Source organism: Azorhizobium sp. AG788 (assembly GCF_004364705.1).
Classification (GTDB): Bacteria; Pseudomonadota; Alphaproteobacteria; order Rhizobiales; family Xanthobacteraceae; genus Azorhizobium; species Azorhizobium caulinodans.
The window spans coordinates 32,816-58,959 of sequence record NZ_SOBM01000006.1 but is presented as its reverse complement, the minus strand read 5'-3'; the positions used below and the strand labels follow the sequence as shown (position 1 = coordinate 58,959).

General features: G+C 61.5%; 23 protein-coding genes and 1 pseudogene. 6 read left to right on the top strand and 18 right to left on the bottom strand.

The window, feature by feature from the left end; translation table 11 throughout:
- Nucleotides 1-229: 229 nt before the first annotated feature.
- Genes DFO45_RS16305 through DFO45_RS16295 form a run of 3 tightly spaced genes read right to left on the bottom strand, consistent with a single transcriptional unit; the run spans nucleotide 230 to nucleotide 1,561 of the window.
- Nucleotides 230-703, bottom strand: coding sequence for a hypothetical protein (locus tag DFO45_RS16305; RefSeq protein WP_133865721.1), 474 nt, complete (start codon nucleotides 701-703; stop codon nucleotides 230-232).
- Between the two features lie 8 nt (nucleotides 704-711).
- Complete coding sequence (locus DFO45_RS16300; RefSeq protein WP_133865720.1) at nucleotides 712-1,158, bottom strand: DUF1772 domain-containing protein; 447 nt, start codon at nucleotides 1,156-1,158, stop codon at nucleotides 712-714.
- A gap of 34 nt (nucleotides 1,159-1,192) precedes the next feature.
- Entirely contained in the window at nucleotides 1,193-1,561 is a 369-nt protein-coding gene (locus DFO45_RS16295) for an antibiotic biosynthesis monooxygenase family protein (protein WP_133865719.1), read from the bottom strand.
- A gap of 96 nt (nucleotides 1,562-1,657) precedes the next feature.
- Between DFO45_RS16295 and DFO45_RS16290 the strand changes: the two genes are divergently transcribed.
- Both DFO45_RS16290 and DFO45_RS16285 read left to right on the top strand, forming a co-directional pair.
- Nucleotides 1,658-2,134: a MarR family winged helix-turn-helix transcriptional regulator gene (locus DFO45_RS16290; protein WP_133865718.1), complete on the top strand. Its 477-nt coding sequence runs from the start codon at nucleotides 1,658-1,660 to the stop codon at nucleotides 2,132-2,134.
- Nucleotides 2,115-2,660 carry a cytochrome b/b6 domain-containing protein gene (locus DFO45_RS16285; RefSeq protein ID WP_133865717.1) on the top strand — a complete coding sequence of 182 codons (546 nt, stop codon included), beginning with the start codon at nucleotides 2,115-2,117 and terminating at the stop codon, nucleotides 2,658-2,660. Before DFO45_RS16290 ends, DFO45_RS16285 begins: the two co-directional genes overlap by 20 nt.
- A gap of 1,222 nt (nucleotides 2,661-3,882) precedes the next feature.
- On the opposite strand, the gene DFO45_RS16280 is transcribed toward DFO45_RS16285, so the two are convergent.
- The 12 genes from DFO45_RS16280 to xth all read right to left on the bottom strand — a co-directional run bounded on the left by DFO45_RS16280 (nucleotide 3,883) and on the right by xth (nucleotide 17,330).
- On the bottom strand, nucleotides 3,883-6,321 hold the full coding sequence (locus DFO45_RS16280) for an AAA family ATPase (RefSeq protein WP_133865716.1): 2,439 nt from the start codon (nucleotides 6,319-6,321) through the stop codon (nucleotides 3,883-3,885).
- Nucleotides 6,318-6,905: a hypothetical protein gene (locus DFO45_RS16275; protein WP_133865715.1), complete on the bottom strand. Its 588-nt coding sequence runs from the start codon at nucleotides 6,903-6,905 to the stop codon at nucleotides 6,318-6,320. Before DFO45_RS16275 ends, DFO45_RS16280 begins: the two co-directional genes overlap by 4 nt.
- Nucleotides 6,902-8,587: an SIR2 family protein gene (locus tag DFO45_RS16270; protein ID WP_133865714.1), complete on the bottom strand. Its 1,686-nt coding sequence runs from the start codon at nucleotides 8,585-8,587 to the stop codon at nucleotides 6,902-6,904. The genes DFO45_RS16275 and DFO45_RS16270 overlap by 4 nt, the downstream gene beginning before the upstream one ends.
- A 550-nt stretch (nucleotides 8,588-9,137) precedes the next feature.
- Complete coding sequence (locus DFO45_RS16265; RefSeq protein WP_133865713.1) at nucleotides 9,138-9,767, bottom strand: hypothetical protein; 630 nt, start codon at nucleotides 9,765-9,767, stop codon at nucleotides 9,138-9,140.
- Complete coding sequence (locus DFO45_RS16260; RefSeq protein WP_133865712.1) at nucleotides 9,764-10,441, bottom strand: hypothetical protein; 678 nt, start codon at nucleotides 10,439-10,441, stop codon at nucleotides 9,764-9,766. The genes DFO45_RS16265 and DFO45_RS16260 overlap by 4 nt, the downstream gene beginning before the upstream one ends.
- Before the next feature lie 37 nt (nucleotides 10,442-10,478).
- Entirely contained in the window at nucleotides 10,479-11,144 is a 666-nt protein-coding gene (hxsA, locus tag DFO45_RS16255) for a His-Xaa-Ser repeat protein HxsA (RefSeq protein WP_348633845.1), read from the bottom strand.
- Nucleotides 11,144-12,235, bottom strand: coding sequence for a His-Xaa-Ser system radical SAM maturase HxsC (gene hxsC / locus DFO45_RS16250; RefSeq protein WP_245518140.1), 1,092 nt, complete (start codon nucleotides 12,233-12,235; stop codon nucleotides 11,144-11,146). Before hxsC ends, hxsA begins: the two co-directional genes overlap by 1 nt.
- An 11-nt stretch (nucleotides 12,236-12,246) precedes the next feature.
- Nucleotides 12,247-13,656: a His-Xaa-Ser system radical SAM maturase HxsB gene (hxsB, locus tag DFO45_RS16245; protein ID WP_133865709.1), complete on the bottom strand. Its 1,410-nt coding sequence runs from the start codon at nucleotides 13,654-13,656 to the stop codon at nucleotides 12,247-12,249.
- On the bottom strand, nucleotides 13,653-13,904 hold the full coding sequence (locus tag DFO45_RS16240; RefSeq protein ID WP_133865708.1) for a hypothetical protein: 252 nt from the start codon (nucleotides 13,902-13,904) through the stop codon (nucleotides 13,653-13,655). The genes hxsB and DFO45_RS16240 overlap by 4 nt, the downstream gene beginning before the upstream one ends.
- Nucleotides 13,905-14,482: 578 nt before the next feature.
- Nucleotides 14,483-15,586 (bottom strand): DNA polymerase IV, encoded by a 1,104-nt coding sequence (dinB, locus tag DFO45_RS16235; protein WP_133865707.1) that lies wholly within the window; start codon nucleotides 15,584-15,586, stop codon nucleotides 14,483-14,485.
- A gap of 146 nt (nucleotides 15,587-15,732) precedes the next feature.
- Entirely contained in the window at nucleotides 15,733-16,467 is a 735-nt protein-coding gene (locus tag DFO45_RS16230; protein WP_133865706.1) for an SOS response-associated peptidase family protein, read from the bottom strand.
- Nucleotides 16,468-16,559: 92 nt separating this feature from the next.
- A complete protein-coding gene (gene xth / locus DFO45_RS16225; RefSeq protein ID WP_133865705.1) occupies nucleotides 16,560-17,330 on the bottom strand; it encodes an exodeoxyribonuclease III in 771 nt (256 codons plus the stop codon).
- Between the two features lie 163 nt (nucleotides 17,331-17,493).
- Between xth and DFO45_RS16220 the strand changes: the two genes are divergently transcribed.
- Genes DFO45_RS16220 through DFO45_RS16205 form a run of 4 tightly spaced genes read left to right on the top strand, consistent with a single transcriptional unit; the run spans nucleotide 17,494 to nucleotide 23,182 of the window.
- On the top strand, nucleotides 17,494-17,697 hold the full coding sequence (locus DFO45_RS16220) for a hypothetical protein (protein WP_133865704.1): 204 nt from the start codon (nucleotides 17,494-17,496) through the stop codon (nucleotides 17,695-17,697).
- Nucleotides 17,681-18,478, top strand: coding sequence for an ImuA family protein (locus DFO45_RS16215; RefSeq protein WP_133865703.1), 798 nt, complete (start codon nucleotides 17,681-17,683; stop codon nucleotides 18,476-18,478). The genes DFO45_RS16220 and DFO45_RS16215 overlap by 17 nt, the downstream gene beginning before the upstream one ends.
- Complete coding sequence (locus DFO45_RS16210; protein WP_133865702.1) at nucleotides 18,393-19,916, top strand: DUF6504 family protein; 1,524 nt, start codon at nucleotides 18,393-18,395, stop codon at nucleotides 19,914-19,916. The genes DFO45_RS16215 and DFO45_RS16210 overlap by 86 nt, the downstream gene beginning before the upstream one ends.
- On the top strand, nucleotides 19,913-23,182 hold the full coding sequence (locus DFO45_RS16205) for an error-prone DNA polymerase (RefSeq protein WP_133865701.1): 3,270 nt from the start codon (nucleotides 19,913-19,915) through the stop codon (nucleotides 23,180-23,182). The genes DFO45_RS16210 and DFO45_RS16205 overlap by 4 nt, the downstream gene beginning before the upstream one ends.
- Nucleotides 23,183-23,314: 132 nt before the next feature.
- On the opposite strand, the gene DFO45_RS16200 is transcribed toward DFO45_RS16205, so the two are convergent.
- From DFO45_RS16200 to DFO45_RS16190, 3 genes and pseudogenes are all read right to left on the bottom strand, one after another.
- Entirely contained in the window at nucleotides 23,315-24,568 is a 1,254-nt protein-coding gene (locus tag DFO45_RS16200; protein WP_133865700.1) for an aminotransferase class III-fold pyridoxal phosphate-dependent enzyme, read from the bottom strand.
- On the bottom strand, nucleotides 24,565-25,623 hold the full coding sequence (locus DFO45_RS16195; protein ID WP_133865699.1) for a TauD/TfdA family dioxygenase: 1,059 nt from the start codon (nucleotides 25,621-25,623) through the stop codon (nucleotides 24,565-24,567). The genes DFO45_RS16200 and DFO45_RS16195 overlap by 4 nt, the downstream gene beginning before the upstream one ends.
- Before the next feature lie 254 nt (nucleotides 25,624-25,877).
- Nucleotides 25,878-26,126: pseudogene (locus DFO45_RS16190) on the bottom strand (transposase domain-containing protein); the annotation flags it as partial.
- Between the last annotated feature and the right edge of the window lie 18 nt (nucleotides 26,127-26,144).

Genomic DNA, 26,144 nt, shown 5'->3' with positions numbered 1-26,144 from the left:
TATGTCCCGGATCTGGCATCGACGTGCTGAAGGTGGGGGCAAGGGAGTTCCGCTGATGGCCCAAAGCAGCCCCTCGACCGCATTTCAGCAACGTCGGCTTTGCGCCCCCATCTTGGTCATTGATTTCGCATCGGCTGCGGCCCGAAAGCCGACATTCGTGCGGAAAAAGGGACACGGATCACATGATCGACGGCCTGCACGAAATCTGGAGGAGGATCTGGGGCTCAGGTCAGTTGTTCGATGAGTGCGACCCGGTTCGCCGGAAGCTGCCGTGCCGCCATCTCGTCAACGCCAGACCGTCCCGCATTTGCAGGCCGAGTAGAATGATGTTCGATGCGCCGGCAACGAGTTCGAGCGCCTGCACCGCGTAGAAGGTGGTATCGAACTCGCCCGCGCGCGCCTTGGACGCCAGAAGCAGCACACAGGGCACCAGAAGGAGAAGCCCGTTGGCGGCGATGAAGGGCATACGCCGGAGCTTGGCTCCGACAAGGCCCTGACGTTGGCCCTTCGACCATGCGACACCCGAACCGCCGGCGGCCGCGAGGGCCGGAATCAGGATGAGCAGTCCCCACGGAATAGCCGTTTTAACCGTGGTAACGGCAGTAAGGGACCCCAACAGCTCACAAAGAACTGTTGAGACCCAAAAAGTTGCAATGGTGAGTAGCGCAATCGTGCCCGCAACGGGATGAACGATCTTGAGCATCGCGCACCTCAGCGGCTGATCGCCCACACGCCGAGTGCCGAAGCGGCCATGGCGAGGGCGATGCGAACGTTGTGGATCATGAGCCAGGTATCGAGTTTCCCCGGAACGTGATCGACAGCGATGATCTTCGCGGCAAACGCCGCGTTGCTGGGCACGAAATAGCTCATGGTGATAGCGAGAACGGCGAGGATGGAACCGGCCGCCCCAAGCCAGATGATGCGGCTGGCGCTATTGCTCCAGTCGAGCCAGAGCGCGCCGACCAGCCCGATCAGCGTAGGAATGACGACGGTCGGGATCGCCCTCATGACAAGCCCACTATGCTGGGAGAACCATTCTAGGAAATCGGCCGCCGGAAGTGTCTTCCAGTATCCGCCGAGGATAACTCCGATGGCGAGCATGACGCCTGCAAACATCGCCGACCCCGTGACCGCAAGAATGTTGAATAGAAGCGACATGCCTCTTCTCCTTGTCTGAAATCCGTTTTCGGAGTCAGGCTTCGCAGATGCCGGGCACCGCGAGTTTCTGAAAAAGGTGTGGTCTAGCGACTGCGGATGCCGGATAGGCCAGGCGCTTTGTCACGAAGTCGGGACGAATTCTGGCGGCGCGGAAGGCCTCCAGCGAATCCCAGACCGCATAGTTCAAAAACATCGAGCTACCGCCGAGCGCGCGGTGGAGTTGGGTAGAAATGCAGCCTGGCTGCTGCGTCATGAATGCTGCGTCGCTGCGCCAGGCATCGAGGAACTGGGCTTCCTCCGCCGCTTCGAGTGTGAAGAGGTTGATCAAAACGACCGGCGCGGCTTCGAGGCCGAGCTGGCGTTGCATTGGGTATCGTTCATCAAGCGGTTCCAGGCGGGACATGGCGCTCTCCGTTCGAATTGACTCTATGATGTCAAATTGCATCGACGCACACTTAGTTAATTGACATCATGATGTCAAATGGGTTGTAATATGACAATGAAAAATGTGACTCGCAGTGAGGAAGGGCAAGCCTTGACCGAGATGGTCCTCACCCTATTCCGGGTGAACAATCTCATGCTGACTTGGGGCGACCGACTGGTCGCACCGCTCGGCTTGACCAGCGCTCGGTGGCAGATTCTCGGTGCAATTGTTGCGGCGGATCGCCCGCAGCCGGTTGCCTGGATCGCCCGCGATCTCGGTGCGAACCGCCAGAACGTCCAGCGCATCGTCAACGATCTGGCAAAGGACGACCTAGTCCAGTTCCAGCCTAATCCGCATCACCGTCGGGCGCATTTGGTTGTTCTCACCGAGAAAGGACAGCGTGCCATTGAGGCTGCGTCCAAGACTTACGGCCCGTCTGCAAACGTGCTCGCAGAGGGACTTCGATTGTACGACATCAACGCTGCGCATGGCCTGCTGCTTGCTCTGCGCAGAAAACTCGAAGGAGAGACCGATGTGGAAGAGTATGACTGACCGTTATGGTTCGGTAGCTGTCACGATCCACTGGTTGAGCGCCATTGTGACTGTTGTCGCTCTTCTGTCAGGCTTTAGAGCCGCGCACGCGATCGACGAGGCCACAAGAGCCGAATTGCTCCGCACGCATATCCCAGCCGCGATCATCGTCCTGCTGCTGACCTTGTTGCGTATGGTCTGGTGGCTTCTGGTTGACCAAAAGCCGCAGCCGGCCGCTGGCATGCCGCGATGGCAGGCATGGTCGGCGCGTGCCGTACACATCGGCTTCTATGTCATCATACTTGGTATGGTCGCCAGCGGCATCGGCATGCTCTTGCGCAGTGGTGCTGGTCCTGCCGTCTTCTCTGAAATGCCGGCTCATCTGCCGAACTTCCATGCCTCCCGAGCAAGCATTCCCCATGGCATCGGCGCTAGAGTCTTGCTCGCATTGCTCGCCACCCATGTCGGCGCGGCACTCTATCATCATTTCATTCGCCGTGACGGTTTGATTTGGCGCATGTCGTACGCATCAAGTCGAATTAAATAAATGGCATCGCAAAAAAATAAATCAATACCTAATCAAACTGGAAACTCTTCTTCTGTGTGCTGTCCATTGCCATGCTCTTCAAAATATTGATAATCAACGGCTTCAAATTATATTTTCGGTAATTGAATTTATATCAGGTTTCGCCCAGGTAGAGATGGAATAACTTTTCGGCCCGCTGCGATACGGATAGAGCCAGTTCTTCGTATAGGCCCAGTACCCCTCGATCCCGTTTATTTGGTCGCGTCCGACCGGCACAGCTCAGCCACAGGTGTGCCGGTCCTCCGCCTGCTTCAGCACGAACGCGATCTGTGCCTCCGTGGACTTCGACGGCTTCATGGAATTCTCCTCCTCCCCGAGCCGGGGATCATAAGTGGAAAATTCCAGCTCAAACCGGCTTAAAAAATGGGGAGCACCTCACGTGCCTTCCTCGGTGTTTAACTGCAGGCGACGAGCCTCGCGGGAGGCGCCATGTGCTGTGTCGCCAAGTGGCAACGCACCCAAGGTGGAGGAAGCGCTGGCCGGACGCGCGCCCCGTCAGGCGGCATGACCGCCAAGCCCCCCAGCTCGGCGCGTTCCGGTCTCCGCCGTGGTCCCCCGCGGGCGATGCTACTGAATCTCGCTGGTGCCATCGAAGTCCTGCTCCAGGCCCATCTGGCGCAGGACGGCATGCGTTTCTGGTCCCGATCGCCGGGATCTGCCACCGAGAGGCTTCCGCACCCGGAACGTCTACGTCCCGGATCTGGCATCGACGTGCCGAACGAAAGGCCAAGGGATCGCCAATGATGACTTATAGCGGTGCCTCGACCACCTTTTGGCGACGTCGGCTTTGCGCCCCAAAACGGTCATTCAGGATTGCAGCCACCTTCCCGAAAACGGACATTCCCGTCAATGTTCCATTCTCCGGAAGCAACCTATTCGATCCTGTCGCCAGTCTAGTCAACTAGCGACCGCGTCGATAGACTCAGGAGGAGCAGCTCTACGCTGCTTGCGACTTGAAGCCGGCAACGGGCTATCGCCCCCTCATCAAGCCATGAGCAGAGCAGCTCGTTTACTACGTTCGCGGGACGATACCGGCGCCTGAAAGATGGAGCTCGCCAAGGAGATGCATGCCGCAGCCTACGACAGCGACTTCAACAAGGTCATCAAGGGCCGCTAAGACGCCCACCAAACGACATCATCGACGCCACTCACACTATGAGCTGCGCAGAATAGGCGGAGCTATTCAGGCAGCTACAGCCTTATCATCCTCAAACGCATAGAAGTGCGGGTCCGCCACGGCGTCCCCGCCGAAATTCCGACTGATCTCCACCGTGATCAAGCTGTCGCCAGCAAAGGCCGGGCTCAGTTCGAGCGTCAGGTACTCGAAGAGCGCACGCTCGTGCACGGCGATCACTACCTGCTTCCCGAGGCCCTTTGAGAAAGTTCGCAACATGGCGGCAAACTGTGCGATGTGCACGTCGTCCATCGACTGCACAGGGTCGTCGAGCACCAGCCACGGCAACTGCGACGGCACCGACAAGTTTAACGCGAGGAACAGAGTGAGGGCCGCGGTGTTCAGGTTCCCTTGACTGAGCATCGCTCCCGGAGGACCTGAGGCCTGTCCCGACCGATGGAAGGTCTCGAGCACCGCCTCCACTTTGCCATCGCCCCGATCAGGAAGCCGGAACTGAGGAACGAACTGCTCATTTGGAGCTAGCCGCACGAATAGGTCGCGCCAGACCTTGTTGAGCGACCCACTGAAGACGTCGCGAACGATCCCCGCTCGGACCTGAGTTGCCGCGCTCGCGATGGTCTTCGCCCGTTCTCGGACCTTACCAATTGACGAAAAGGTCCCCTTCATCGCCGACAGGCGCCCTTCGAGCTGCCTGGTCCGAGCCAGGCGATCAGACAGCAACTGGGCCTCGCGGATATACTGGTCGAGTTCGGTCTCGACAGAGACGCGCGACGCAAGATTTGCTTGGACGGTTCTGAGACGGTTCGAAAGCGCTGCGCTTGCCGCCTCGAGCGCCTCGCGCAGGCCTGGGAACTTCGTTGTCGGCAGGCCTGTTGCCCGTTCCACCACGGCATTGATCTCGGGAAGCAGGGACGCCGACTGCAGGCCTGCGCGTCTTTTGGCGGCAAGGCTCCGCCGAGCATTGTCGAGTCGGACGAAGAGGCTATGCCCGTAAGCTGCTTCCCCCTGAAGCGGTTCAAGCATTGATCTAGTCGACGCGATCGCGGACTGGCGCCGTCGCAGATCGATAAGCGCGTCGGGCTGCAGCACCAGCCGCTCGGCAGTTGCCTCGTCACGCCGCGCCGTCGTCAACCGCTCGCTCTCCGATGCGCGCTCCGTCGAGAGCGCCTGCAGGCGCCCTGCCTCCGACGTGAGTTTCGCTATCGTGGCCGCAATGTGCGCAGCCAACGAGCCACTACCGACCTCCGCGTAGTCGCGGTTGCAGACCGGGCACATGTCCCCTTCGACATGCGGCGCAATGCCCGCGAGAGCAGCGGCCAAGGTCCTCGCGTCCTTGGCGCCGGTTTCGAGCGCTTGGTTGATTTCCCCAATGCGCGTCGTCGCCCTCTGGATTGTCGTTCTCGCCGCCGTCAACTCCTGGCTCGCAGTGCCGTGCTGGTCCAGTTGCCGCTGGCAGCGTTCGACTTCGATGACGCACCAGCTCAGCGCATCCCGGACCTGATTCTTGACGCTGGCGCCATCGAGTGAAGACAGCTCCGAATGGAACTCTCTAAGGGCGTCCAACGCCTGAGCGATCTGCGCTCCAGCACCGTTCAGCCACGTCTCGTACTCGGACCCGATGGCAGTTGCGTCGCGCTCCAGCGCCGCGATCTCGGAGTCGGGACTTACTGCGTCGGTCTGCTCGAGACGGCTCAGCAACGAGCTCACCTCCGAACTTTGCTGGGTGACGATGGCGAGTTCGGTCTGGTCTCTTTCGCGGTCTCCGACCCGAGCCCGTAGCGCGACCATATCGAAACCAGCACCTACCGGCGCAGCGGTGGGATCCAACACGGCGAGCAATTGGTTGAGCCGGGCGATGCGCTCGTTTGTCGCCTCCCGGGCGCTCTCGGCGCTCGACCGTTCACGCTCGAGTTGCTGGTCGAGCAGATCACGAGCCTCTTCGAGCTGCTTGTAGACCGGAGCAATCTTTCGTATCCGGGTGACGTTGAACGCATGGTCGAGGCCGTCCACCAAGGCGTCGAGCGCATCAAGGCGCAGCAACTCCTTCACGAACTCCGTCAGCCGCGAGCTCGTGGTCTTCTTTTGGTCGTAGATATCTAACAGGCGCCCCAGCACTGCCTGCGGCAGGTAGCACCGCTCAGCAAAGAAACCGGCATCGGCCGCATTGAGCGCCGGCATGGCGTTGAACGAACCTGGAGCGAACGTCACCTGGCCAGCCCCGGTCGAACAACCATTCATCCCTTCGACCGTGAGCAGGATCGAACCACGTGCCGTGTCGATATGGGTTAGGAAGTCATAGTACTTCGACTGGCCTTCGAGATGGGCGATGGAGCCGGTAAGGCCCAGTTCGATGGCCGACATCACGCTGGTCTTGCCCATTCCATTGGTGCCATGAACCAGCACCACCTGCGCATCGAGCGGAATCACCACCGATCCGCGCATGGAACGGAAGTTCTGGATCGAGAGCGACTTCAAACGAGGGTTCATGACTGCGCCGCTCCGTCCTCGAGCACCTTGTTGGCAAGCGTCGAGATTTCGAGGGCGAGTGCCGCCTCCACCGCCTCCTTGCCCCCTTCGGCCAGTTGCACGAACCTGACGACAGCCGGTTCGTCATCGGTGTGTTCAAGCTGCTTTTCGAGATTGGCCTTCCAGTCGGCCAGGTGCTCGACCGGCGGCGGGCTCTTCAGCGGGAGCAGCACGGACAGCCAGTCCCGCACCATCTCTGCCGCCATCGGCCCGGTCGGCGCGCCGACCGGCAGCACGCGGCAGACGCGACTCACCGAATTCACTAGATCGTTGTCCGCCTGACCAGAGGTCAGAACGGCGGTTACCGATCGCTTCGAGCCCAGGACATCGAGCGCACGGGTAAAGGCGAGGACCGACCGCGTAACCTGTGCGTCTTCGGACGCGCCGGTGAGTTCGATCACGATGACAAGGTCGTTGGCCTTTTCGCCGGCGACCAGCACATGGGTGAAATCGAAAGCCTGCGAACCGATCCTGATAGGTTTGCCGAGGGGACGGTAGCCGCCTTCCTTCGTCAGGATTTCAAAGACCGTTTCCGCTGTCGTCATAGTCCGACCTCACGGTTGAACCTCTCTTGGACCTCGTCAAACGATGCCGACCCCCCAAGCAGGTCGCTGATGCTAACATAGCGCGGCGACGCCTTGCCTGTCCGCCAGGACTTGGAAGGGCTTCGCTTCTGCCGGGGCGTGACCTCGCGCGAGCAGATGATGACGACGTCATCATCCTCCTCGTCGAACGCCCCGGACGCGATGAGCTTGTTGATGTTGTCATCATTGGCAGCGAGAAACACGCGAGCCTGGGCCGCCAGAGCGACAAGCCGTAGCGCCCCGCTTGTCGTCTGCTCTGGATCGTCGACCGCAACGGACCAGTGGTTGGCGACAAGACCTTGGCCGATCAGCCCCAGTGCGGCAGCGGCTTCCGGCCTGCCGGAAAAAACTACCGCTGGGTCATGCTGCATCAGATGCGCCGGCTGCGCACTCAGCGGCATGTAGGGCCGGCGGCCGGCACTACCCGCCCCCCCGAGAAACTGCTCAGTGACTCGGCCCATCAACGCGGCAATGGTCCGAGCGCACTCGTACCGGTTGGCGTTCCCGGCCTGAGCCGCGGCACGTTTGAGCGCTTTCAGACCCTCGACGAGGCTCTGCTTGCCCGCAGTACCAACGGCTGGCGACGTCAGCAGGCCAGCGAGGGCGACAAGCTTGCCGAACATTGTGCTCAAGAGGAGCGCCAGTAGCAGTGGCTTTCCAAAGGCTGGCAAGGTGGCATCCGCCCGGATCTTGTCGCGGTGGGCCTCATAATCGCCCAGGTATGCACCCTCGAGGATAGATTTTTGTCCGTCGGACAGTTCCTGAGCCGAGAACATGATCGGTACGGGATCGGAACTCCAGGACCAACCGTTCGCGCTGAATAGCTGTTGGATGTTCGTGTCCTGCCCTGAAAGGCCGATCATCAGCGTTCTCGAGCGGGCAATGAGTGCCCTGAGCTGTTGCCGCATCTGCGTGAAGTGCTGGCTATTCGCCCAATGAGTGATAGCCGCTTCCCTGGCAACAAGCAGTGGCCGGTACTCGCTCTCGTTCTCGATCGCCCGGTTTGCGCAGCCATGGAATTTGTACAGCGTCCCGATCCCCGGCGGTCCGCGCAGGTCGCCCCCGGTCACGGCAACGCGGAATGTCTCATTCGGCCGACCGAGTTCCACCATTGCTGCCTCCAGCAGGCCGTCCCAGTTAGCCGTCGCAAGGTCTGACACCACGCCTTCCAGGACCAGCATTGCAATCGCCAAGTGCTCAGCATCGGCTCTCTGTCTGGCAAATGTCGTTGGGAAGTCGAGGACATCCCAAAGCAAGTAGTCTAAAGGCTGGCCTTGGAGCTCAATGCCCAACACCTTCGAGTATTTATCCCAGAGCCGGTTTATTATTTCAGTGCGAATCGGCCAGGTGCCGACCGGCTGTGTGATGTCAATCTGTGCTTTCTCGTCTGCGGACAGGTCGGCAAGGTCAAGGATTCTGTCGAATGCGCGATGATGCTCGCAATCGGCTCCTATAATGCGGAGGCGCAGATTCTCGAGCAGTTTGGCCAGCACGCCGTCCAGTCCGACGACCCGCTCGCGCGATATGCCCGATCCCAACCAGAGTGCGTAAAGCCCGGCCTGGAAGCCCGCAGAAAAGCTGCTCAGCGGACCGTCGAGTAAGTCGAGCGTTTCCGCGATCGTGATAGTTGTCGCTGTCGGCAAGGTAGGCCCCCCCACACCATGCCTAGCGTGACCGAGTGACAGTTTCCATAATAAATGGATTCGTGAATTTCAATTAACGTTTGGTGGTCCGTCAATGCAACGAGTTCAGTGCCGGTTGGTGTGCTAGATACGGCATTCATCCAGCGAAATGTCTGGTTTCTCGTTTGAGGTTCGCCAAGTGCCGATAGTCCGCTACCGGCCCCGAACCGGCCATTCATCGTCACAGCAGCGAACTTAGGCTCCTGGCGCAGCGCTGTAGCCCACCGTATGGATGTCCATGGGATGAGCAAACGGGGAGCGCTTCAACCGGCCGCCAAAACGAAGTCGCGGCTGGATAGAAGTTGGGGGCTACGTCAAATAAGATGCAGGCCGGTTCGAAGGCGCAGAAGGTGTAGTTCGCAAGGAATCAGGCCGTACGTCTCGGGCGCGACTTCGAAGGTCGCTGGTTTCTCGAGGTCTATTCGGCGCCTGGAAGGAGCTACGTAACCCTCAAGGAGGCAAATCTCTCCGCGGCCTATTGCGAAGTTGGTCGCTCAGGGAGGGCTGATCGTCAGGATGGAAAGATCACAGCGCTCCTGTCCTTGAAGGCAACCTTGGGAAGCTTGCCGTCGATGATCATGGCGACGGCCGGATCGACGATCTCGGAGATCGCGGCTTCGCGGTTGTGCAGGGCCTCGAGTGGAACGGAGAACATCCACGTCCTCGTGTTTAGATGCTTCGTGCGGGGCACCTTGGGCCGGGCGACCTCTGGACCGACGAACTCGATCAGATAGCCTGATGAGTCTGCCTTGTAGTGCGAAGACTCCTCTTCGGTACCTTCAAGAGTTAACTGCCCGTTCGATGACAGTCGCATGCCGCAATCGAACCAGCCTTCTTCGTAGACCGGCGAAAACCCGAAGCTGAATAGGGAGGACTTACCATGCTCCCAATCGCCGTTGCAAACCTCCCGGTGTAGGTCCAGGAAGAAGGCGATATTGGCATAGTGTCTTCTGCCGAGTGCCTTTGATTTCATGGAATAATGGCCGCCGAAATTTACGTCTTCATCCCCATTGATCGGCTGCTCGAAGTGCATTTCGAAGTCACGAGCGATGAAGGCGCTCTCCAGCGTCTTCATGAGGTACTCGCCTTCATCCTTAACCTTGAGGGTGAGGTCGTAGGCTGAAAAAAGTGTCTTGCTCATTCGTCGGCGTCCTTGGAGATGAAAGCAGGCTTCTTCAGCGAAAATGGCTTCCGTTCGTTGTAATTGAAGCCGTGAAAATCTAACTGGCCAGCCCGGCGCAGGAAATCGTGCACAAGCTTGCCCCAGCTCGAGACGGCGTATGAGGTCCGGGCCCCGGACAAGCTGTTCGCGCTGCCGCTGACATCGTTCCACGTGAGCTGTGCGAAGGCCGGGATCAAACCTTTCACGTGAGACTTCGTGATGACAAATTGGAGTACCTCCCGTTTGGCGCTCCTCTTGAAAATCTTGCCTTGACGCGTCGTTTCCTCGACGAGCGCCTCCCGGCTGATCGCCCAGTCCCACTTCATCTCCCCTATGATCACGAGTTCGGGACCCTCGTCGAAGGTGAAGGTCAGAACCACGTCGGGTTCGCATCTCTTCATCTCGGGGCCGGACTTCAGCATCTGCGGCCAAAGTTCCACCTTGTGGCCGACCACATCCCGCTTGCCAACGGGGACTGTAACCTTGGTCCCGAGGACCTTCACGATGACGGCCAGGGCATCCGCTGCGGTCATGAAGGCGAGTGGGGAAAAGACCATGGATGTCACAGCATCCTCGTTCTTGTCGTTCAAATGCTCGACGGATTTGGGAACGAGAACCCGGCGCACCCCCTTCTGATTGAACGCATGAAGCATTGATGGTCCTCGATCTTGAGTTCATTCGTGCGAAGAATCAGCGAGCAACAATTCGCAAGGCATCCAACGTCTCCGGCGTGATCGTTCCCGTCGCCTTCAGCCGGTAGTCCGCCTGGAGCCTCGTGAGCGCCTCCCGCGTCCGCCCGTCGACGACGCCACTGATTTCCCCATTGAAATAGCCGAACGCAAGCATGGCTCGTTGAACTTGCTTCACGATGTCCGTGAATTTGTCCGTGTTCCCGGGGAGCGGCATCGGTGCCGCCCTCGCTCCAGGCGGCACCGGGTTCGGCTTGATGTCCACGGGAGCGGATAGAGCTGGAGCAGCCTGCTGGGTCGCTGGTTGAGTGGGCATTGAAGGCGTGGGCGAATTCCCCGACGAGGTTCCTGTGGAGCTGCCAGTCGAAGCCGGGGCTGAATGGAGGGGCGCCGCATACGACGACGGCGGGCTATAGGACGATCCCGACGATCCAGAATAGCTGCCGCCTGAAGATGAGCGATGGCTGCTGTGACTGCTATGGCTGCTGTGTGAACTATGAGATCTGTGCCCGGCGAGTGTGTACAGGTGGTCGAGCTTGAACACGTCGAAGAGCGACTTTGTCTTCGTCGGGTCCGCCAACGGCTGGACACTGAGTGGCATGGCAGCGGCCTTTACGGGTAGGAATCCCGCCGCCAACAGCGACGGAATCGCGAACAGCCTGCGCATCATTGGATTCCCAACCTCCTGAACCCGCGATCTTCGGGATACCATTCAAAGAAGCCGCCGCAAGCTTCCTTTTCCGAACAGCCGATGCAGTCGTGCAGGTAGCGCCGTTTCCAGTCGGAGATTGTCGAGGGCGCTAGGTTCCGATAGGCGGTAGGGACGGTGCAGAGCGGGAAGTTGTACAAGACGGCGTTAATCCCGCGGCTTCGGGCAATAGCGAGCGCTGCCGCAATTGGAGCGAACTCCCTCGACGTGTCGAGGAACTGGTTTTCCCAATTTTTGCGCGCGAAGCCGATGTTCTCGATCTGCATCAGCGCCCACGTGCCGATGAACGGGAGATGGGTGGCCACGAAATGTGCCAGCGGCTTTAGGGCGGCCGCGTTCGACTTCATGACAACCGTTCGAAGCTCCACGACTGCGCCGGCGCGGCACAAGAGCGAGAATGTCTCAGTGAGGCGCTCGAATGCACCGCCCTTTCCGACGATGTCATCGTGCAGGTAGGCATCGGCCGCATAGAGGGGAATTCCCCAAATCACCCGGTCTCGCGGCAGCCGCGCCAGTATGCCCATGTCGCCCCCACCGAGATGCTGCCCGTTGCTCAGGACGTGGAATACGAGGTCGGGCCGTGTCCAAAGCACCCGTTCCATCATGGGAAGGAGCTCAGACTTGAACAGGGTCGGTTCGCCCCCGGAGATGCCCAGTGTCATGTCCCGCGGAGCCAGGAGAGCTGCTGCCTCGAAGAAGGGAAACCAGTCCGAGTGATGTTCCTTGGGCGGTTGCGAGCACATCACACAGAGCTGGTCGCATCTCTCGGTGACGAGGAACGTGTTGTGGCGGGATGCAGCGCGCACGAGGCGTTGGGCAGCCCGCCCGCCGGGAAGGACGAGGAGGACGTCGCCATCGATGTCCAAGGCATCGGCGCCAAGGATGTCGACGCGGCCGCGGGGCCCAACGTAGGTCAATCCATCCGGCGTGGCTTCCACAAGGTCGGCATCGAATGAGGTGCGGGTGCCCGATGCATCGAGGCCGAACGCCCGCGCCTCCGAGTTCAATCTGACAACGTAGGGCTCGTCGACGGAGGAGTGCGCTCGCATGCGGAGAGGGATCATTGGTGCACCCGCACGAGGTTGTCCGTCCACTCCGGGATGCCCAACCACAGGGCGAGGGATCGGCGCGTCGCCTCGTCATCGCGATAGAGAAGCTCGAAGACCTTGTCGAAGAGGGCCGTATGCCGGCGGCAGAACCATGTCTCGGTCCGCGGTATGTCGATGGTCCCGTATCGCGAGATGTCATCGATCACGTCCGAGCCGCAGAACGGCTGGAAGGCGCAGTGGATGCAGTCGGGGTCGAAATTGTTCAACGAACACGAATTCAGTGTGTCGATCTTCGCCCGGCCGAGGCCGTCCCGCACGTTGCCGACGGATAGGTCGATCCGACCGATCCGCGACTGCATGCGGGCTTCGTCCGTCGGATAGAAGGTGCCATCGTGATCAATGACGATGTAGTCCGACGCGAAAAAGCTGGGGTTTCGGAGGTCGACGTGACCGTCCGCACCAAAGCGCAGAACCCGTCGCAGGCATTGGCTGAAATAGTACTCCTCGAGGCTCGACCCAGTTCGGTGATTGCGCTCGATCAGCCGCTCGACGAAAGCGGCGTGCCAGGCGATCCAGCGATCCAGCGCCGCATCGGGCTCACGACCGCGACGTGCGAAGCCCTGATGGTTCACGGGCCGCAGATAGATTGACCGAATGCCGCGCCGCTCGAAATTGTCGATCATCGCTTCCACGTCGGGCGGGGCGTCGATGTCAATCGTCGGTAGGGCTGATACTTTGCCGGGGCCGAGACGGCGGACGGCCTCGTCGAGGTTCTGGAAGAAAGCCTCGGTTCCCGGAGCGGTCTTGGTGCGTTGGCGCCGGTGCGTGGCTTCATCGCCATCCAGCGATGTGCTGACAAAGGTATCGGGTGCCTCGAGAAACCGCCAGGCGGCCTCATCGACGTTCTGGAGGTTCGTGCAGACGACGAACTCCGCACGCCGGAAGCGCGACCGGCAGAAAGAACGGATGCGCTCCAGGAGATCGAGCCTCAGGAGGGGCTCTCCCCCTTGGAATTCCACCTTCACGTCTTCGGTGTCGAGGCCGCCCAGGAAGTCCTCCACGTACCGAGCGGTTTCCTCGGTCCAGTCGAAGCCCTGCGCATTCAAGGCGGCCCTGGAGACCTGACAGTAGGAGCACGTGAGATCACATCGCAGCGTCGGGACCAAAACGACGTAGGAGATCGTCCGGCGGACGGCCTGCCGCGCTGCCCAGCGATAGGCGAAGGCCGTGTACGGCAAGTCCAGCTCGCGGCGATAGGCGTGGCCGCCCTCGAGAAGGAATGCCCGGTCGTGGTCATCGAGACCAGCTTCCGCGTATCGGCGCAAGAAGGCTTCTGATCCCCTGAAGAAGCCGCCCGCGTCATCGGAGAATATAAACGCGTCGTCACCGGCATGCCGGAAGCGCAGCGGCCAGACCTTCATCGCATGACCGCCGAGAGTAAGGCCTCGCGCATGGGCAGCGTTTCAAGATAGATGCGCTCACGGTAGAGCGTGTGAAGGACGGCTGACCGCAGGCCTAGTATGGCAGCCTCGTCGACAGCTCCCGATACGAAGATGCCTTGAGGGCGTCGTTCGAAACGGATTGCTGGAAAGCGTGCTTCCAGCCGCAGAACAGACCGCTCCACCACGCCATCAAAATTGGATGGCACCTCAACAATCGTCGTGACCATAGTCCCCACCTTGGCGCAGCATGCTGCCAAGGAATGCGTGTTGCCGCAAGGGGATAGGTCATCAATTGGTCAATTGCTTGCTATCGAATCTGAGCTGCTGGTTGTCTGCCTTACATGCGGCGACCGCGAATAAGTGATTATGGCGCTCGGGCCGCTTCCGCGTGGCATTATCTAATGCGATGCTATTTTGACGACTTGTTGGCTGCGTCTGGCGAAATCTCCGTGGATCGAAAGGGATAATCGGTTCCCATATAGATGATATCTGCTGTGTGCATCTGCATTTGCGTAGGATTGGCGAGTTTTCGTATATTCGAATATCTCTGAGAGAATGATTGCAGTGGAGCGGCCCTTTGCAGCAGAAAAGGTTTCATAAAGAGATAGATCTCAGCCGCATCTGGACCTCGTCGGAGGCGCCAATCTGGAAGCGGCTTGTTGCAGGTGCGTTCTATACGGGGATCAGCCTCCTCCTGTGGGCTCTACCCATATACGCAGCATGGCGCACATTTTTCGGCACGGAATGATGTGGCTGCATTGGCAGGGTTGTTCACGCTGTCTGCCGCCGTAAGGCCATGTGAGGTCTATAGGAGCGCAAGCTGGCGCCTTCCGATCAGATCTGGACCGTAGGCCTCCAGCGATGAGACGGTCACGCCGATAAGACGTATGCCTTTCCGTGGAGGGAAGAGGGGCGCCAGCAAGTCCGCCGCGAACCGCTCGAGATCGATGGCGCCCGTGATCGGGGCGTTGCGGGTGCGGCTTCGGGTGATCTGCTGGAAGTCCGCGTACTTCACCTTGAGGGTCACTGTGCGCCCGGAAAGGTCGCGCCCTTCGCAATGGCGCCAGACTTTGGCTGCGAGCGGCTCCAACTCCTGGCGGGCCTTGCCGAAATCGAAGATGTCGATTGCGAAGGTATCCTCAGCGCCGATCGATTTTCGCTCCCGGTGGGGCTCAACCGGCCGTTCGTCGATGCCGCGCGCGATCCGGTAATACCAGGCGCCCGATTTGCCGAAGTGCTGTTGAAGGAAGTCCAGCGACTTCGCTCTGAGGTCAGCGCCGGTGGCGATCCCCAGCCGCGCCATCTTGGCGGCCGTTGCCGGTCCGACGCCGTGAAACTTCTTCACCGGCAGAGCTTCGATGAAAGCCGGCCCCATCCGAGGGGTAATGACGGCCTGACCGTTCGGCTTGTTGAGGTCGCTGGCCGTCTTCGCAAGAAACTTGCAGTAGGAGATGCCAGCAGATGCGTTCAGGCCCGTCACCTCCTTGATCCTCGCGCGGATCGTTTCTGCAATGGCCGTGGCTGCCGGAATGCTTTTGCGATTCACCGTGACGTCGAGATAGGCCTCATCGAGCGACAGCGGTTCGATCAGGTCGGTGTGCTCAGCGAAAATCTCCCGGATCTGCCCCGAGACTGCTCGGTAAACCTCGAAGCGGGGCGGGACGAAAATCAGCTCCGGGCATTTCCGCTTCGCGGTCACCGATGGCATCGCGGAATGCACGCCAAAAGCCCTGGCCTCGTAGCTCGCTGCTGCGACAACTCCCCTTGCGGCTGACCCGCCAACGGCCACGGGTTTGCCGCGGAGTTGAGGATTATCGCGCTGCTCCACCGATGCGTAGAAGGCATCCATGTCGACGTGGATGATCTTGCGTGTGGGCGCGCTTGATCGGTTTGCGTCGCCGGGTCCCATCTTCGTCGCCCGTGCTGCTCGCTTGCAGATGCGGTGGAGGCCATGGGGTGATTGAGTCACCAGCCAAACTTTTAATAGCGAAATGAGAACAAAAAGGCAACAAACACCTGCTTCCGCGCCCCGCGGTCCTGCCCGCGACGCGTTGGTCAGGCTTCTGCCGGATCAAGGCCGTCCCATTTGCGGCCGCGGGCGACGATCTGGAGGGTGTCGGACGGGAGGGGGCGTTGGAGGGCCGACGCTTCCTCCCAGGGCGCCGTCATCCAGATCTCGCGTTCCTGCTCCATTGTCAGAATGACCGGCATCGCCTTTGGGTGGACTGATAAGACAGGTTCGGTCGCTTCCGTCGTCAGAAAGGCGAAAAGGTCGATGGTGACCTCGCCCTCCTTGACCTTTCGAACGGAGGTCCATGAGGGCACCCAGATCCCCGCGAAGAAGGCCAAAGGCCTCGTCTCGTCCAAGGCAAACCAGACATCGCCCCCGAAGACCTTGTTGTGTTCACTGAAACTCGTGAAAGGCACGAGACATCGGTTCGATGGCTCAAGCCACCTCTGCCAGTGCCTGGAACCAGTGTTCCTCACATTGGTCGTCCCGCCGTCCGGCTCGAGGCGCAACAGCTCCTTGAAGTCGAAAGACTTTCCCTTCGCCTCCAGCTTCGCCGCACGCTTCTTCGTGGCTTCCAATTGCGCATAGCCGGATGAAGGCATGCCCCACCGGACCATAGCCAGTTCCCTGACCCCATCTGCGGCAGTCCGCACGATCGGTGCGAACTGATCGGGAAAGATGCCGGTCAGTGGGGGGAGATTGCCGGTCGTATCCCGCATGGCGTTGGCCAATTCACGGATGGCTTGCTGGCCCTTGGTGACGCTGTACAGATTGCACATCGAAGATGTTTCCGGCGCGACCGCCCTCGACCATAGCAGGGGGGCGACAGGAGCCCAACGGGGAGAGTTCTCTCACTTCGTGCACTGCTCCGTCATCGGAGGCGGAGCCAGACCGGTGCATGATCGCTCGCGTGGGCCCATCCTCGAACGTCGCGATCCACGCCGACAGAAGCAAGGTCGCCGGCCAGTGCCGGGCTGACGAGGAAATGGTCTATCCGGAGCCCGGCGTCGCGGCCGAAGGCGTTCCGCAGGTACTTCCAGAATGTGTAAACGCGCTCGTCCGGATGCAGGTGCCTGATGGCGTCGATCCAGCCGTCGTTCGTCATGGCGGCGAACGCCTTGCGCACCTCCGGCCGGAACAGAGCATCATCCCGCCACCGTTCTGGAGCGTAGACATCCAGGTCAGTCGGCATAACGTTGAAGTCTCCGGCGAGCACGACCGGCAATTCCAGTTCGAGAAGACCGGCAGCGTATGATCTGAGGCACTCGAACCACCGCAGCTTGTAGTCAAACTTGGCTCCGGGTGCCGGATTGCCGTTGGGCGCATAGAGGCATCCCACGATGATACCCTCGATGGCGGCCTCGATATAACGGCTCTGGATATCGTCCGCCGCGCCGGGAAGACCTCGACGGGTCTCCAGGGGCGTCTCTCCGCGCGCCAGGATGGCAACGCCATTCCATGCCTTCTGGCCCTGCCAGATCGCTCCGTATCCGGCCTTTTCCAATGCGGCGATGGGAAAGCGATCTTGGGGAGCCTTCAATTCCTGAAGACAGACCACGTCCGGCTGATCCTGAGCAAGCCAACGCAGGAGGACATCGAGGCGTCCGTTCACGCCGTTCACGTTGAAAGTCGCTATCCTCATGGGAGGCCCTCGGCGTGGAGGTGAGTGGCTGGAACGCCCGACGGCACATGCTGGTTCGATGCCGTCCCCGGTAAACACAGCCAGCGCGTGTGCCTGACAGATTTCGCTTGTTCTCATTTTGTTCTCGTGGAATCCATAGAGCTGTTCAGCCCCGGAGACCACCATGCCGAGCGATGCCTTTCGCGCGGACGACATCGCATTGCCGACCTTTCTAGCGACCTCCGAACCTCTGAGCGGCCATGCCTGCGCCACCGCGGCGCCGGTCCATACGGCCGAGCAAAGGGAAGCGGTCTGGCTGCAATGGGAAGAGCATTGGCTGACGGAGTTGGCTCTGCGCGTGGAAGCATTCGATGGGTGCCAGCATTGACGCTGCGGGCCCGCTCGGTGGCTCGGGGAGAAGCCGCAACACCGTCGTTGAGGCCCTGCGGGAACGGATCGAGAGCATCGAGGGAACAAGGCGTCGGATCAGGCGGGTTCTGCCGTTTGGCGTTGCCGCGATGGATGGGCGCTTGCCCGGCGGTGGACTAGCCATGGGGGCCTTGCACGAAGTCGCGGGAGGCGGCAACGGAGCGGTCGACGGCGCGGCAGCGGCGCTCTTCGTGGCGGGTATCGCCGCGCGTACGCGCGGCCAGATCCTCTGGTGCATCACGCGGGCGGACTTGTTTGCCCCGGCACTCGCCCAAGCGGGCCTCCCTCCGGATCGAGTGATCTATGTGGAGGCCGGCGACGACAAGGCCATCCTGACCTGTCTCGAGGAAGGTCTTCGTCATGGCGGCCTCGGCGTCGTCGTGGGTGAAGTCGCTCGGTTGTCCATGACAGCCTCCCGCCGCCTGCAACTGCGTGCGGAGGAGACGGGCACGATGGGCATAGCCCTCCGACGGTGGCGACGGCCTGCGGATGCGGCTGACTTTGGTCAGCCAACCGCAGCCATGACCCGCTGGAGGGTCTCCGTCCTGCCGTCCAGGCCGTTACCCGTGCCGGGCGTCGGACGACACCGATGGCTCGTCGAACTGATCCGTTCCCGGGCGGGCGAGAGTGCTGATTTCGAAGTGGACGCGTGTGATGCCGAGGGTCGTCTCCATCTGGCTTCCGACTTGGCCCACGGACAGGTGGCGGAGGAAGGCTGGATCAGCAGCGCCTCCGGCTGAAACGCCGCTCGTGTTGGTCGGACGACAGGGGCAGAAGCAGATGGTGATGGCTGCGGATGCGGTGGCTCTCGCCGCAGGCCTCCGTCCCGGCATGCCGGCCACCACGGCTCGGGTCCTGGTGCCGAACCTCGTTGTGCACCAGCACGTCCCGGAAGCCGATGCCGAAGCCCTCGATCGTATCGCCCTCTGGATGATGCAGCGGTACGCGCCCATCGTCGCCACCGATCCACCGGATGGAATCGTCATGGATACATCCGGTGCTGACCATCTGCATGGCGGCGAGGAGATGATGCTGACCTCGATCGCCGGACGGCTGAAGACCTCAGGCGTGTCTGCCCGGGTGGCCGTGGCTGACACCTGGGGCGCGGCGCATGCGGTGGCCCGTTTCGGCGGGCGAAGGTCGGTGGTGATCCCGCGCGGCGATGCGTGTCCGAGGATCCTTGATCTGCCGATCGCGGCTCTGCGCCTGCCCGCTGACATCGTGTCTGGCCTGCATGTCCTCGGGTTCTTGCGGATCGGAGACATCGCGGAGATGCCGCGGGCACCGCTGACGCTGCGCTTCGGTCCGGAGCTCGGACGACGCCTGAACCAGGCCCTTGGCCGCCTGGCAGAGCCCATCGAGCCTATCAGACCGGAAGAGATCGTGCGCGTGAGGCGCGCGTTTGCGGAACCGATCGGCGCCGCGGAGACCATCGCCCGCTACATCGGGAAGCTCGTGATTGCCCTGTGCGAGGGTTTGGCCGAACGCGGCCTCGGGGCGAAGCGTCTCGACCTCATCTGTTATCGCGTTGACAGCACGATGCAGGCGGTTCGTGTCGGCATGGCATTGCCCGTTCGCGATGCGCGCCGATTGACCCGATTGCTCACCGACAAGATTGAGACCATCGAGCCAGGCTTCGGCATCGAATGCCTGGAACTGGCCGCCACGTTGGCGGAGCCTCTCGCTGACCGGCAGACGATCACCAGCATTGTCGAAGAAGCCGTCTCGGATATTTCCGGGCTCGTGGATGTGCTCGCCAACACGGTGGGCGAGCGAAGCCTGTTTCGCATGGCGCCTGTGGCCAGTGATGTTCCTGAGCGGTCAGTGGCCCGCATCGCGCCGATGAGCCCCGCGACCGGTGCAAGCTGGCCCGACCATTGGCCCCGTCCGTCGCGGCTTCTGGCGCGACCGGAGCACATCGAAACGATGGCTCTGCTTCCCGATCATCCCCCTGCCTGGTTCTCATGGCGCGGGATCCGCCATCGGGTCCGGCGCGGAGACGGCCCGGAACGGGTCTTCGGCGAATGGTGGCTCGGCGACCAGGAGATGCACGCCGTCCGCGACTACTTCCGGGTGGAGAATGATGCGGGGGAGCGGTTCTGGCTGTTTCGTGCCGGCGACGGTGAGGATGCCGCCACCGGATCCCATCGCTGGTACCTGCACGGACTGTTCGGATGAGCGGGCCGAGGTATGTCGAACTCCAGGTCACCTCGCACTTCAGTTTCCTGCGGGGGGCCTCGTCCTGCGACGAGTTCTTCGCTGCGGCGGCTTCTCTCGGCATTGAGGCGCTTGCGATCGTCGATCGCAATTCCCTCGCTGGCATCGTCCGGGCGCACGAGGCTTCAAAGGCGACAGGAGTGCGGCTCGTCGTTGGGTGCCGGCTCGACCTCAACGACGGCATGTCGGTGCTGGTCTATCCGGCCGATCGCCCGGCCTACGCCCGGCTGTGCCGCCTGCTGTCACTAGGCAAGCGACGGGCGGGCAAAGGGAAATGTCTTCTCGAATGGTCGGACGTGGTCGCATATGGCGACGGGCTGATCGGCGTCCTCGTTCCGGACGAGCCCGATGAGACATGCGGAATCCGGCTTCGACGGTTACGGGACGTCTTCGGCAATCGCGCATACCTTGCCCTCACGCTGCGCCGACGGCCAAATGACCAGCTTCGGCTTCACGAACTGAGCCAACTGGCGCATCGCATGCGGGTGCCCACGGTCGTCACCAACGACGTGCTGTTCCACGCGCCGGACCGCCGCCAGCTTCAGGATGTGGTCACCTGCATCCGCCATGGCGTGACCATCGACAGCCTCGGCTTTCGGAGGGAGCGTCATGCCGACCGTTTTCTAAAGGCCCCGGAGGAGATGCATCGCCTGTTTGGCCGTTACCCAGAGGCCCTCGCTCGTTCTCTTGAGGTCGCCGCGCGCTGTCGCTTCGACCTGAACGAACTTGCCTATCAGTATCCCGAGGAGCGGGATGACCCCTCCCTCACGCCGCAGGAAACACTGGAGAAGCTGACCTGGGAGGGCGCGGACACCCGTTATCCGGAAGGCGTGCCGGATAGTGTGCAGGCTTCATTGAGGCATGAACTCGGGCTGATCGCGAAGCTGCGGTATGCGCCTTACTTCCTGACCGTAAACGCGATCGTGAGGTTTGCCCGCTCCCAGGGCATCCTGTGTCAGGGCCGAGGTTCGGCGGCCAATTCTGCTGTCTGTTTCGTTCTCGGCATCACGTCGATCGACCCTGGTCGCAACGATCTTCTTTTCGAACGCTTCGTGTCCGAGGAGCGGCACGAGCCACCGGACATCGATGTCGATTTTGAGCACGAGCGACGGGAGATCGTCATGCAGTGGGTGTTCGACACCTACGGCCGGGATCGCGCCGCTCTCTGCTCGACGGTCATCCGCTATCGGACCAAGGGCGCCCTGCGTGATGTGGGCAAGGCACTTGGTCTCGGCGAGGACCTCATCAGGACGCTCTCGGGGCAGGTGTGGGGATGGTCGCAGGACGGCGTCGAGGACCGGCACATCGAAGGCCTCAACCTCAATCTCGCCGATCGTCGGCTGCGGCTGGCGCTGGACCTCGCACGGCAGCTCATGGGAGCGCCGCGGCATCTGAGCCAGCATCCGGGAGGCTTCGTTTTAACCAATGACCGTCTGGACGAACTGGTGCCGATCGAACCCGCGGCCATGGAAGACCGGCAGGTTATCGAATGGGACAAGGACGACATCGATGCCCTGAAATTCATGAAGGTCGACGTGCTGGCGCTCGGAATGCTCTCCTGCATGAAGCGGGGCTTCGATCTGCTGGCCGAGCACAAGGGGATTGAGCTTGACCTCGCATCGATCCCCCCGGAGGACCCGCGGACTTTTGCGATGATCCGGAAGGCGGACACGCTCGGCACCTTCCAGATCGAGAGCCGGGCGCAGATGTCGATGCTCCCGCGCCTGAAGCCGAGGACTTTCTACGACCTCGTGGTCCAGGTTGCGATCGTCCGTCCCGGACCGATCCAGGGTGACATGGTGCATCCCTATCTCCGGCGCAGGGAGGGGAAAGAACGCGTCAGCTACCCGAGGCCAGAACTGGAGCGGGTGCTGGGCAAGACTCTCGGGGTTCCGCTCTTCCAGGAGCAGGCCATGCGCGTCGCGATCAAATGTGCGGGCTTCACACCCGGCGAGGCAGACCGGCTTCGCAAGTCGATGGCCACCTTCAAGTTCACCGGCGGTGTTTCCGCCTTCCGCGACAAGCTCGTCGATGGGATGGTGGCCAACGGCTACGAGAGGTCTTTCGCCGAGCAGACCTTCAAGCAGCTCGAGGGCTTTGGCAGCTACGGCTTTCCGGAGAGCCATGCCGCATCTTTTGCGCTCATCGCCTATGCCAGTGCCTGGCTCAAATGCTGGCATCCTGACGTGTTCTGCGCAGCCCTGCTGAACGCGCAGCCCATGGGATTCTATGCCCCTGCGCAGATCGTCCGTGATGCACGGGACCATGGGGTGGAGGTTCGCCCCATCTGCGTGAATGCCTCCCGTTGGGATTGTACGTTGGAGCAGACCGATGACGGACAGCAGTTTGCGGTCCGGCTGGGCCTGCGCATGGTCAAGGGACTGGCCAATGCTCATGCCGGCACTCTCGTGGCCGCTCGCGCGGATCGACCATATGCCGGTATCGAAGAGCTGTGGCACCGGGCGGGTGTTCCCACCGCAGCCCTGGTGCAGATCGCGGAAGCGGATGCATTTCGTCCGTCCTTTGGATTGGAGCGGCGCGAAGCGCTATGGGCGATCAAGGCCCTTCGGGACGAACCCCTTCCGCTTTTCGTAGCGGCCTCGGCGCGGGAGGAGCGTCTCCTCGCGGAACTGGAGGAGCCCCAGGTCCAGCTTCGCCCGATGAGTGCGGGCAGCGAGGTCGTGGAGGATTATGGGCACACGGGATTGAGCCTGCGTGATCATCCCGTTTCCTTCCTGCGGGAGGATCTCCGGGCTCGCGGGGTGGTCTCTTGTCGGCAAGCCATGGATGCCAGGGATGGGCAACGTCTGGAGGCCGCTGGCATCGTGCTCGTGCGCCAAAGGCCTGGTTCGGCCAAGGGCGTAATGTTCATCACCCTCGAGGACGAAACCGGGATCGCGAACCTGGTTGTCTGGCCCAAGGTCTTCGCAAACAATCGAAAGATCGTCCTCTCCGCCGGGATGATGGCGGTGCGAGGCCGGATACAGCGCGAGGGCGATGTGGTCCATCTGGTGGCACACCGGCTCTCCGACTTGTCGGCGGACCTGGCAAGCGTGGGGCAGCGGGGCGCATTCCCCTTGGCGCACGGTCGAGGTGACCAGGTTCGGAATGGCGGCTCCGGTCCCGATCCCCGGGACCAGCCACCCATAGGCCTCCGCACCCGCGACATCCACGTCCCGGACCTGCACATCGACGTGCTGAAGGTGAGGCCAAGGGATTTCCGGTGATGGACCCATGGCGGCGCCTCCGCGAGTCGGTGGCGAACATCCGCTGAGCGCCCGTATCGGGCCCGTCAAGAGCGCTTGCGCCACGGCGGAAGCTGCCGCCCACTTACCCGGAAACTTCGCCAGAGAGCCGCTCTAGAGCGTCAATATAGAACTCATTCGCCATTTGACGAAAGCGGCTTTGACCCGGTCATGCATAAGTTCATGATCGATCTCGCCATGAGCTAGATTGATGAATGAGCAGTGACCTTCAAGCGCAATGACCCCCTCGTCGAGTAGGCACATCACAAGTTCCTTCCGGATCAGCGGCGCACCGATCGTCTGGTCAGAGAAGGCAAATTCAAAGAGTCTACCTCCCAACATCGGAACAACAGCCAGGTGCTCGGATATATTGGCCGCATGAGCTGCAAGGTTGAGGGTTCCGACAATGGCGTGTCCAATTTGGGCCAGGTTGTTGTAGCCGTCCCGCTCGCGCATGATCTCGATTGTGCTGAGTGCTGCACAGGCGCTGAACGTCTCCTTGGAATGCGTTCCGCCGATCCGGCTGGCGCGGTACAGGTCACCAAGATCATCCGGGCCAAGCAACACGCTGATGGGGGCGCCATTGCCAATCGCCTTCCCCAGGATCACGTACTGAGCAAGCTTGGCCAGGACATGTTCCCAGCTTCCACGCGGCCCGTACCGACCAGCCGTCTTAGTCTCATCGAGGATGACGATCAGTCCAACTTCACGGCAGATGTTGATACCTTCCAGAAGAGCTTCCGCAGGCGCAAGTTCGAACTGATAGGCATCGATGACCAGTGCGCCGAAGCGCCCTCGATGTTGGTCGAGAAGCTGCTGGAGCGACGCCGGGTCAAGATCGATCCAGTCCGCAATCAGTTCGTTGCCGCTGAGGCCGCGGCAGCCAGGGACCTCGCGGATGACGCCGCGAAGAGGCGAATGCAGCGGCTCATGCCAACCGGGACTGGCAGCAATCTGCCAGTCGGCTTGCCCGGTATAGCCGCAGCGGATCACCCCGAAGCGGCCCGTTTCGGCCATGGCAAGGCGGAGCGCGGCATTGACCGCCTCCGAAGACGTCTTGAAAAGGCTCACCACGCAGGTGCCGTTCGTGCCTTCAAGCATGGCCGATGTAAGCCGCGCATGAGCCTCGCCATAACCGGGAAAGCTCAGGCCGTTGCTGATGGCTTCCGCCATGCGGGCGGTGAAATCACCGTCCGCATGGCCCAGGCTGACCGTTCCCACACCGCAGGAGAAGTCGAGGTAGAACTGTGCTCTTTCGTCTTGAACCCATGCACCTCGCCCCTTGGCGAACAGCACCGCGGAACCGTCGCGTCGCACGACCTTAGTGGAGCCGACGACAGGCAACGAGGTAAATAGCGTCTTGCTCATTTTGTGCCCTTCCCTAGGAACATCGCGCTCGGACCGGCCGGCAGGGGCTCAATGAGCGCCGCGGAAGAAAAGCCATAGAGCCGCACTATCCAGCGATCGTTGCCATCGAAGCGCGGTACGATGCTCTCTCGCCCATGCAACACCCGATCGTTGGCGATGAAGATCGCGTCGCCCGGATGCAGCGTCACGCGGTGAAAGTTCTCTTCATCCCGCAACTGCTCCCGAAGCAACTTGAAGGCGGCCATAGCGACAGGGTCACGCGACTCGTACCTCGAACTGAAGCGGATGATGTCGTTGCCCAGTGCATCGCGTGACAGTACGCTGATGCCGCCGATCGCAATCCGGTCACCGAAAGACTTGGGCGCGGGAGCGTTGAAGATCGGCCGGGACAGGTTGTCCCTAGCCCAGTCAGGCAGCGCTGACAGCACGCCCTGCGGCGAGATGATGGTTGTTTTGACGAGATCGGGGTTCTTCAACGCCGCCAGCATCAGCCCCTTAGGAGCGATCGGCTGGCAGACGACGCGATGTTCCCCAGCCACCGCGCCATGCGGAACCTCCGTATGCATGCGGCACATGCTGGTGGAGCGCTCTCGAGTCATCTGGCTGGCGTTCGTGGGGCGAACATGGCTGAACAGGTGCTTGCCCGCTTCGTTGTAGTAGGCAGCCGGCGTCAGGCCCGCCGCGCCGGCCATCCCCAGCAGCGGGAAAATGGGCGCGAGCCACTCGTTTGTCGGCGGCGTAACATCATCGACCGGCGTCGGCAGCCCCGGGTCAGGCTCGAACACCTGGCGCAACAAGACTGCGCCAAGTTCACCACGAACCGCGCGCTGCAGGGCCTCGGCCGCCTCCGGCAGGTGCCGCTTGAAAATGTCGCCAATCATGGGTGCAAAGTTGGCGCCGGTCTGGTCAAGATCCTCGCAACGGAGAATCTGGGTCAGCGACAGGCAAGAGTGGCGCCACATGCTGCTAGTGGCGACAAACTCAGCGATGATGTTTTCACGCTGCCGCATGCGATCGAACGGCCTTTTGGCCGCGCGAAGGTTCGGTGTGGTCATGATGGTGTCTCCCTTGTTGCCCGGGCGGACTTGTCCGGTGAATTCAAGGGAGCACTTCTATTAATGCTTTGAAATATATCATCTTTTTTACTGTTCTGCGGTCAAATTTGCCCCCCACTTTGCCGGAATCTTTCTGCGCTCCGCTGCAAAGTTCCGGTCAAACGAAATGTATGCCTCTGGCGAGGGCAACGGGCTGATGGCGATCGGCGACGACGTTGGTGTGAGCAGGCCGCTGTACGGTGCCGTGCGGTGTCGGCACGCCAGCGCCAGGGCAGCAACTGGGGCAGACGGTTCTGCGGCGTTCCGGCGATGCGGGCGAGCGCGTCGGCGACCCAGGCCTGCGGGTCGGCGTCGTTTATCTCGCGGTCTGGACCAGCGTTGCCATGGTGGCGCCGAGGTCGGAGCCGGCGAAAGAGCCGTGCTTTCCTGCGGAGGGCAAAGCCGCGCAGGCTGCGCTCCGCAGCGTTGTTCGTCAGGCAGACGCGCCCGTCATCGAGGAAGCGCGCGGTGCGACTGACGCG

Excerpts from the sequence above, each read along its gene's own strand:
- DFO45_RS16305 (WP_133865721.1), bottom strand. The coding sequence starts at position 703 with ATGCTCAAGATCGTTCATCCCGTTGCGGGCACGATTGCGCTACTCACC.
- DFO45_RS16300 (WP_133865720.1), bottom strand. The coding sequence starts at position 1,158 with ATGTCGCTTCTATTCAACATTCTTGCGGTCACGGGGTCGGCGATGTTT.
- DFO45_RS16295 (WP_133865719.1), bottom strand. The coding sequence starts at position 1,561 with ATGTCCCGCCTGGAACCGCTTGATGAACGATACCCAATGCAACGCCAG.
- DFO45_RS16290 (WP_133865718.1), top strand. The coding sequence starts at position 1,658 with ATGAAAAATGTGACTCGCAGTGAGGAAGGGCAAGCCTTGACCGAGATG.
- DFO45_RS16285 (WP_133865717.1), top strand. The coding sequence starts at position 2,115 with ATGTGGAAGAGTATGACTGACCGTTATGGTTCGGTAGCTGTCACGATC.
- DFO45_RS16280 (WP_133865716.1), bottom strand. The coding sequence starts at position 6,321 with ATGAACCCTCGTTTGAAGTCGCTCTCGATCCAGAACTTCCGTTCCATG.
- DFO45_RS16275 (WP_133865715.1), bottom strand. The coding sequence starts at position 6,905 with ATGACGACAGCGGAAACGGTCTTTGAAATCCTGACGAAGGAAGGCGGC.
- DFO45_RS16265 (WP_133865713.1), bottom strand. The coding sequence starts at position 9,767 with ATGAGCAAGACACTTTTTTCAGCCTACGACCTCACCCTCAAGGTTAAG.
- DFO45_RS16260 (WP_133865712.1), bottom strand. The coding sequence starts at position 10,441 with ATGCTTCATGCGTTCAATCAGAAGGGGGTGCGCCGGGTTCTCGTTCCC.
- hxsA (WP_348633845.1), bottom strand. The coding sequence starts at position 11,144 with ATGCGCAGGCTGTTCGCGATTCCGTCGCTGTTGGCGGCGGGATTCCTA.
- hxsC (WP_245518140.1), bottom strand. The coding sequence starts at position 12,235 with ATGCGAGCGCACTCCTCCGTCGACGAGCCCTACGTTGTCAGATTGAAC.
- hxsB (WP_133865709.1), bottom strand. The coding sequence starts at position 13,656 with ATGAAGGTCTGGCCGCTGCGCTTCCGGCATGCCGGTGACGACGCGTTT.
- DFO45_RS16240 (WP_133865708.1), bottom strand. The coding sequence starts at position 13,904 with ATGGTCACGACGATTGTTGAGGTGCCATCCAATTTTGATGGCGTGGTG.
- dinB (WP_133865707.1), bottom strand. The coding sequence starts at position 15,586 with ATGGGACCCGGCGACGCAAACCGATCAAGCGCGCCCACACGCAAGATC.
- DFO45_RS16230 (WP_133865706.1), bottom strand. The coding sequence starts at position 16,467 with ATGTGCAATCTGTACAGCGTCACCAAGGGCCAGCAAGCCATCCGTGAA.
- xth (WP_133865705.1), bottom strand. The coding sequence starts at position 17,330 with ATGAGGATAGCGACTTTCAACGTGAACGGCGTGAACGGACGCCTCGAT.
- DFO45_RS16220 (WP_133865704.1), top strand. The coding sequence starts at position 17,494 with ATGCCGAGCGATGCCTTTCGCGCGGACGACATCGCATTGCCGACCTTT.
- DFO45_RS16215 (WP_133865703.1), top strand. The coding sequence starts at position 17,681 with ATGGGTGCCAGCATTGACGCTGCGGGCCCGCTCGGTGGCTCGGGGAGA.
- DFO45_RS16210 (WP_133865702.1), top strand. The coding sequence starts at position 18,393 with ATGCCGAGGGTCGTCTCCATCTGGCTTCCGACTTGGCCCACGGACAGG.
- DFO45_RS16205 (WP_133865701.1), top strand. The coding sequence starts at position 19,913 with ATGAGCGGGCCGAGGTATGTCGAACTCCAGGTCACCTCGCACTTCAGT.
- DFO45_RS16200 (WP_133865700.1), bottom strand. The coding sequence starts at position 24,568 with ATGAGCAAGACGCTATTTACCTCGTTGCCTGTCGTCGGCTCCACTAAG.
- DFO45_RS16195 (WP_133865699.1), bottom strand. The coding sequence starts at position 25,623 with ATGACCACACCGAACCTTCGCGCGGCCAAAAGGCCGTTCGATCGCATG.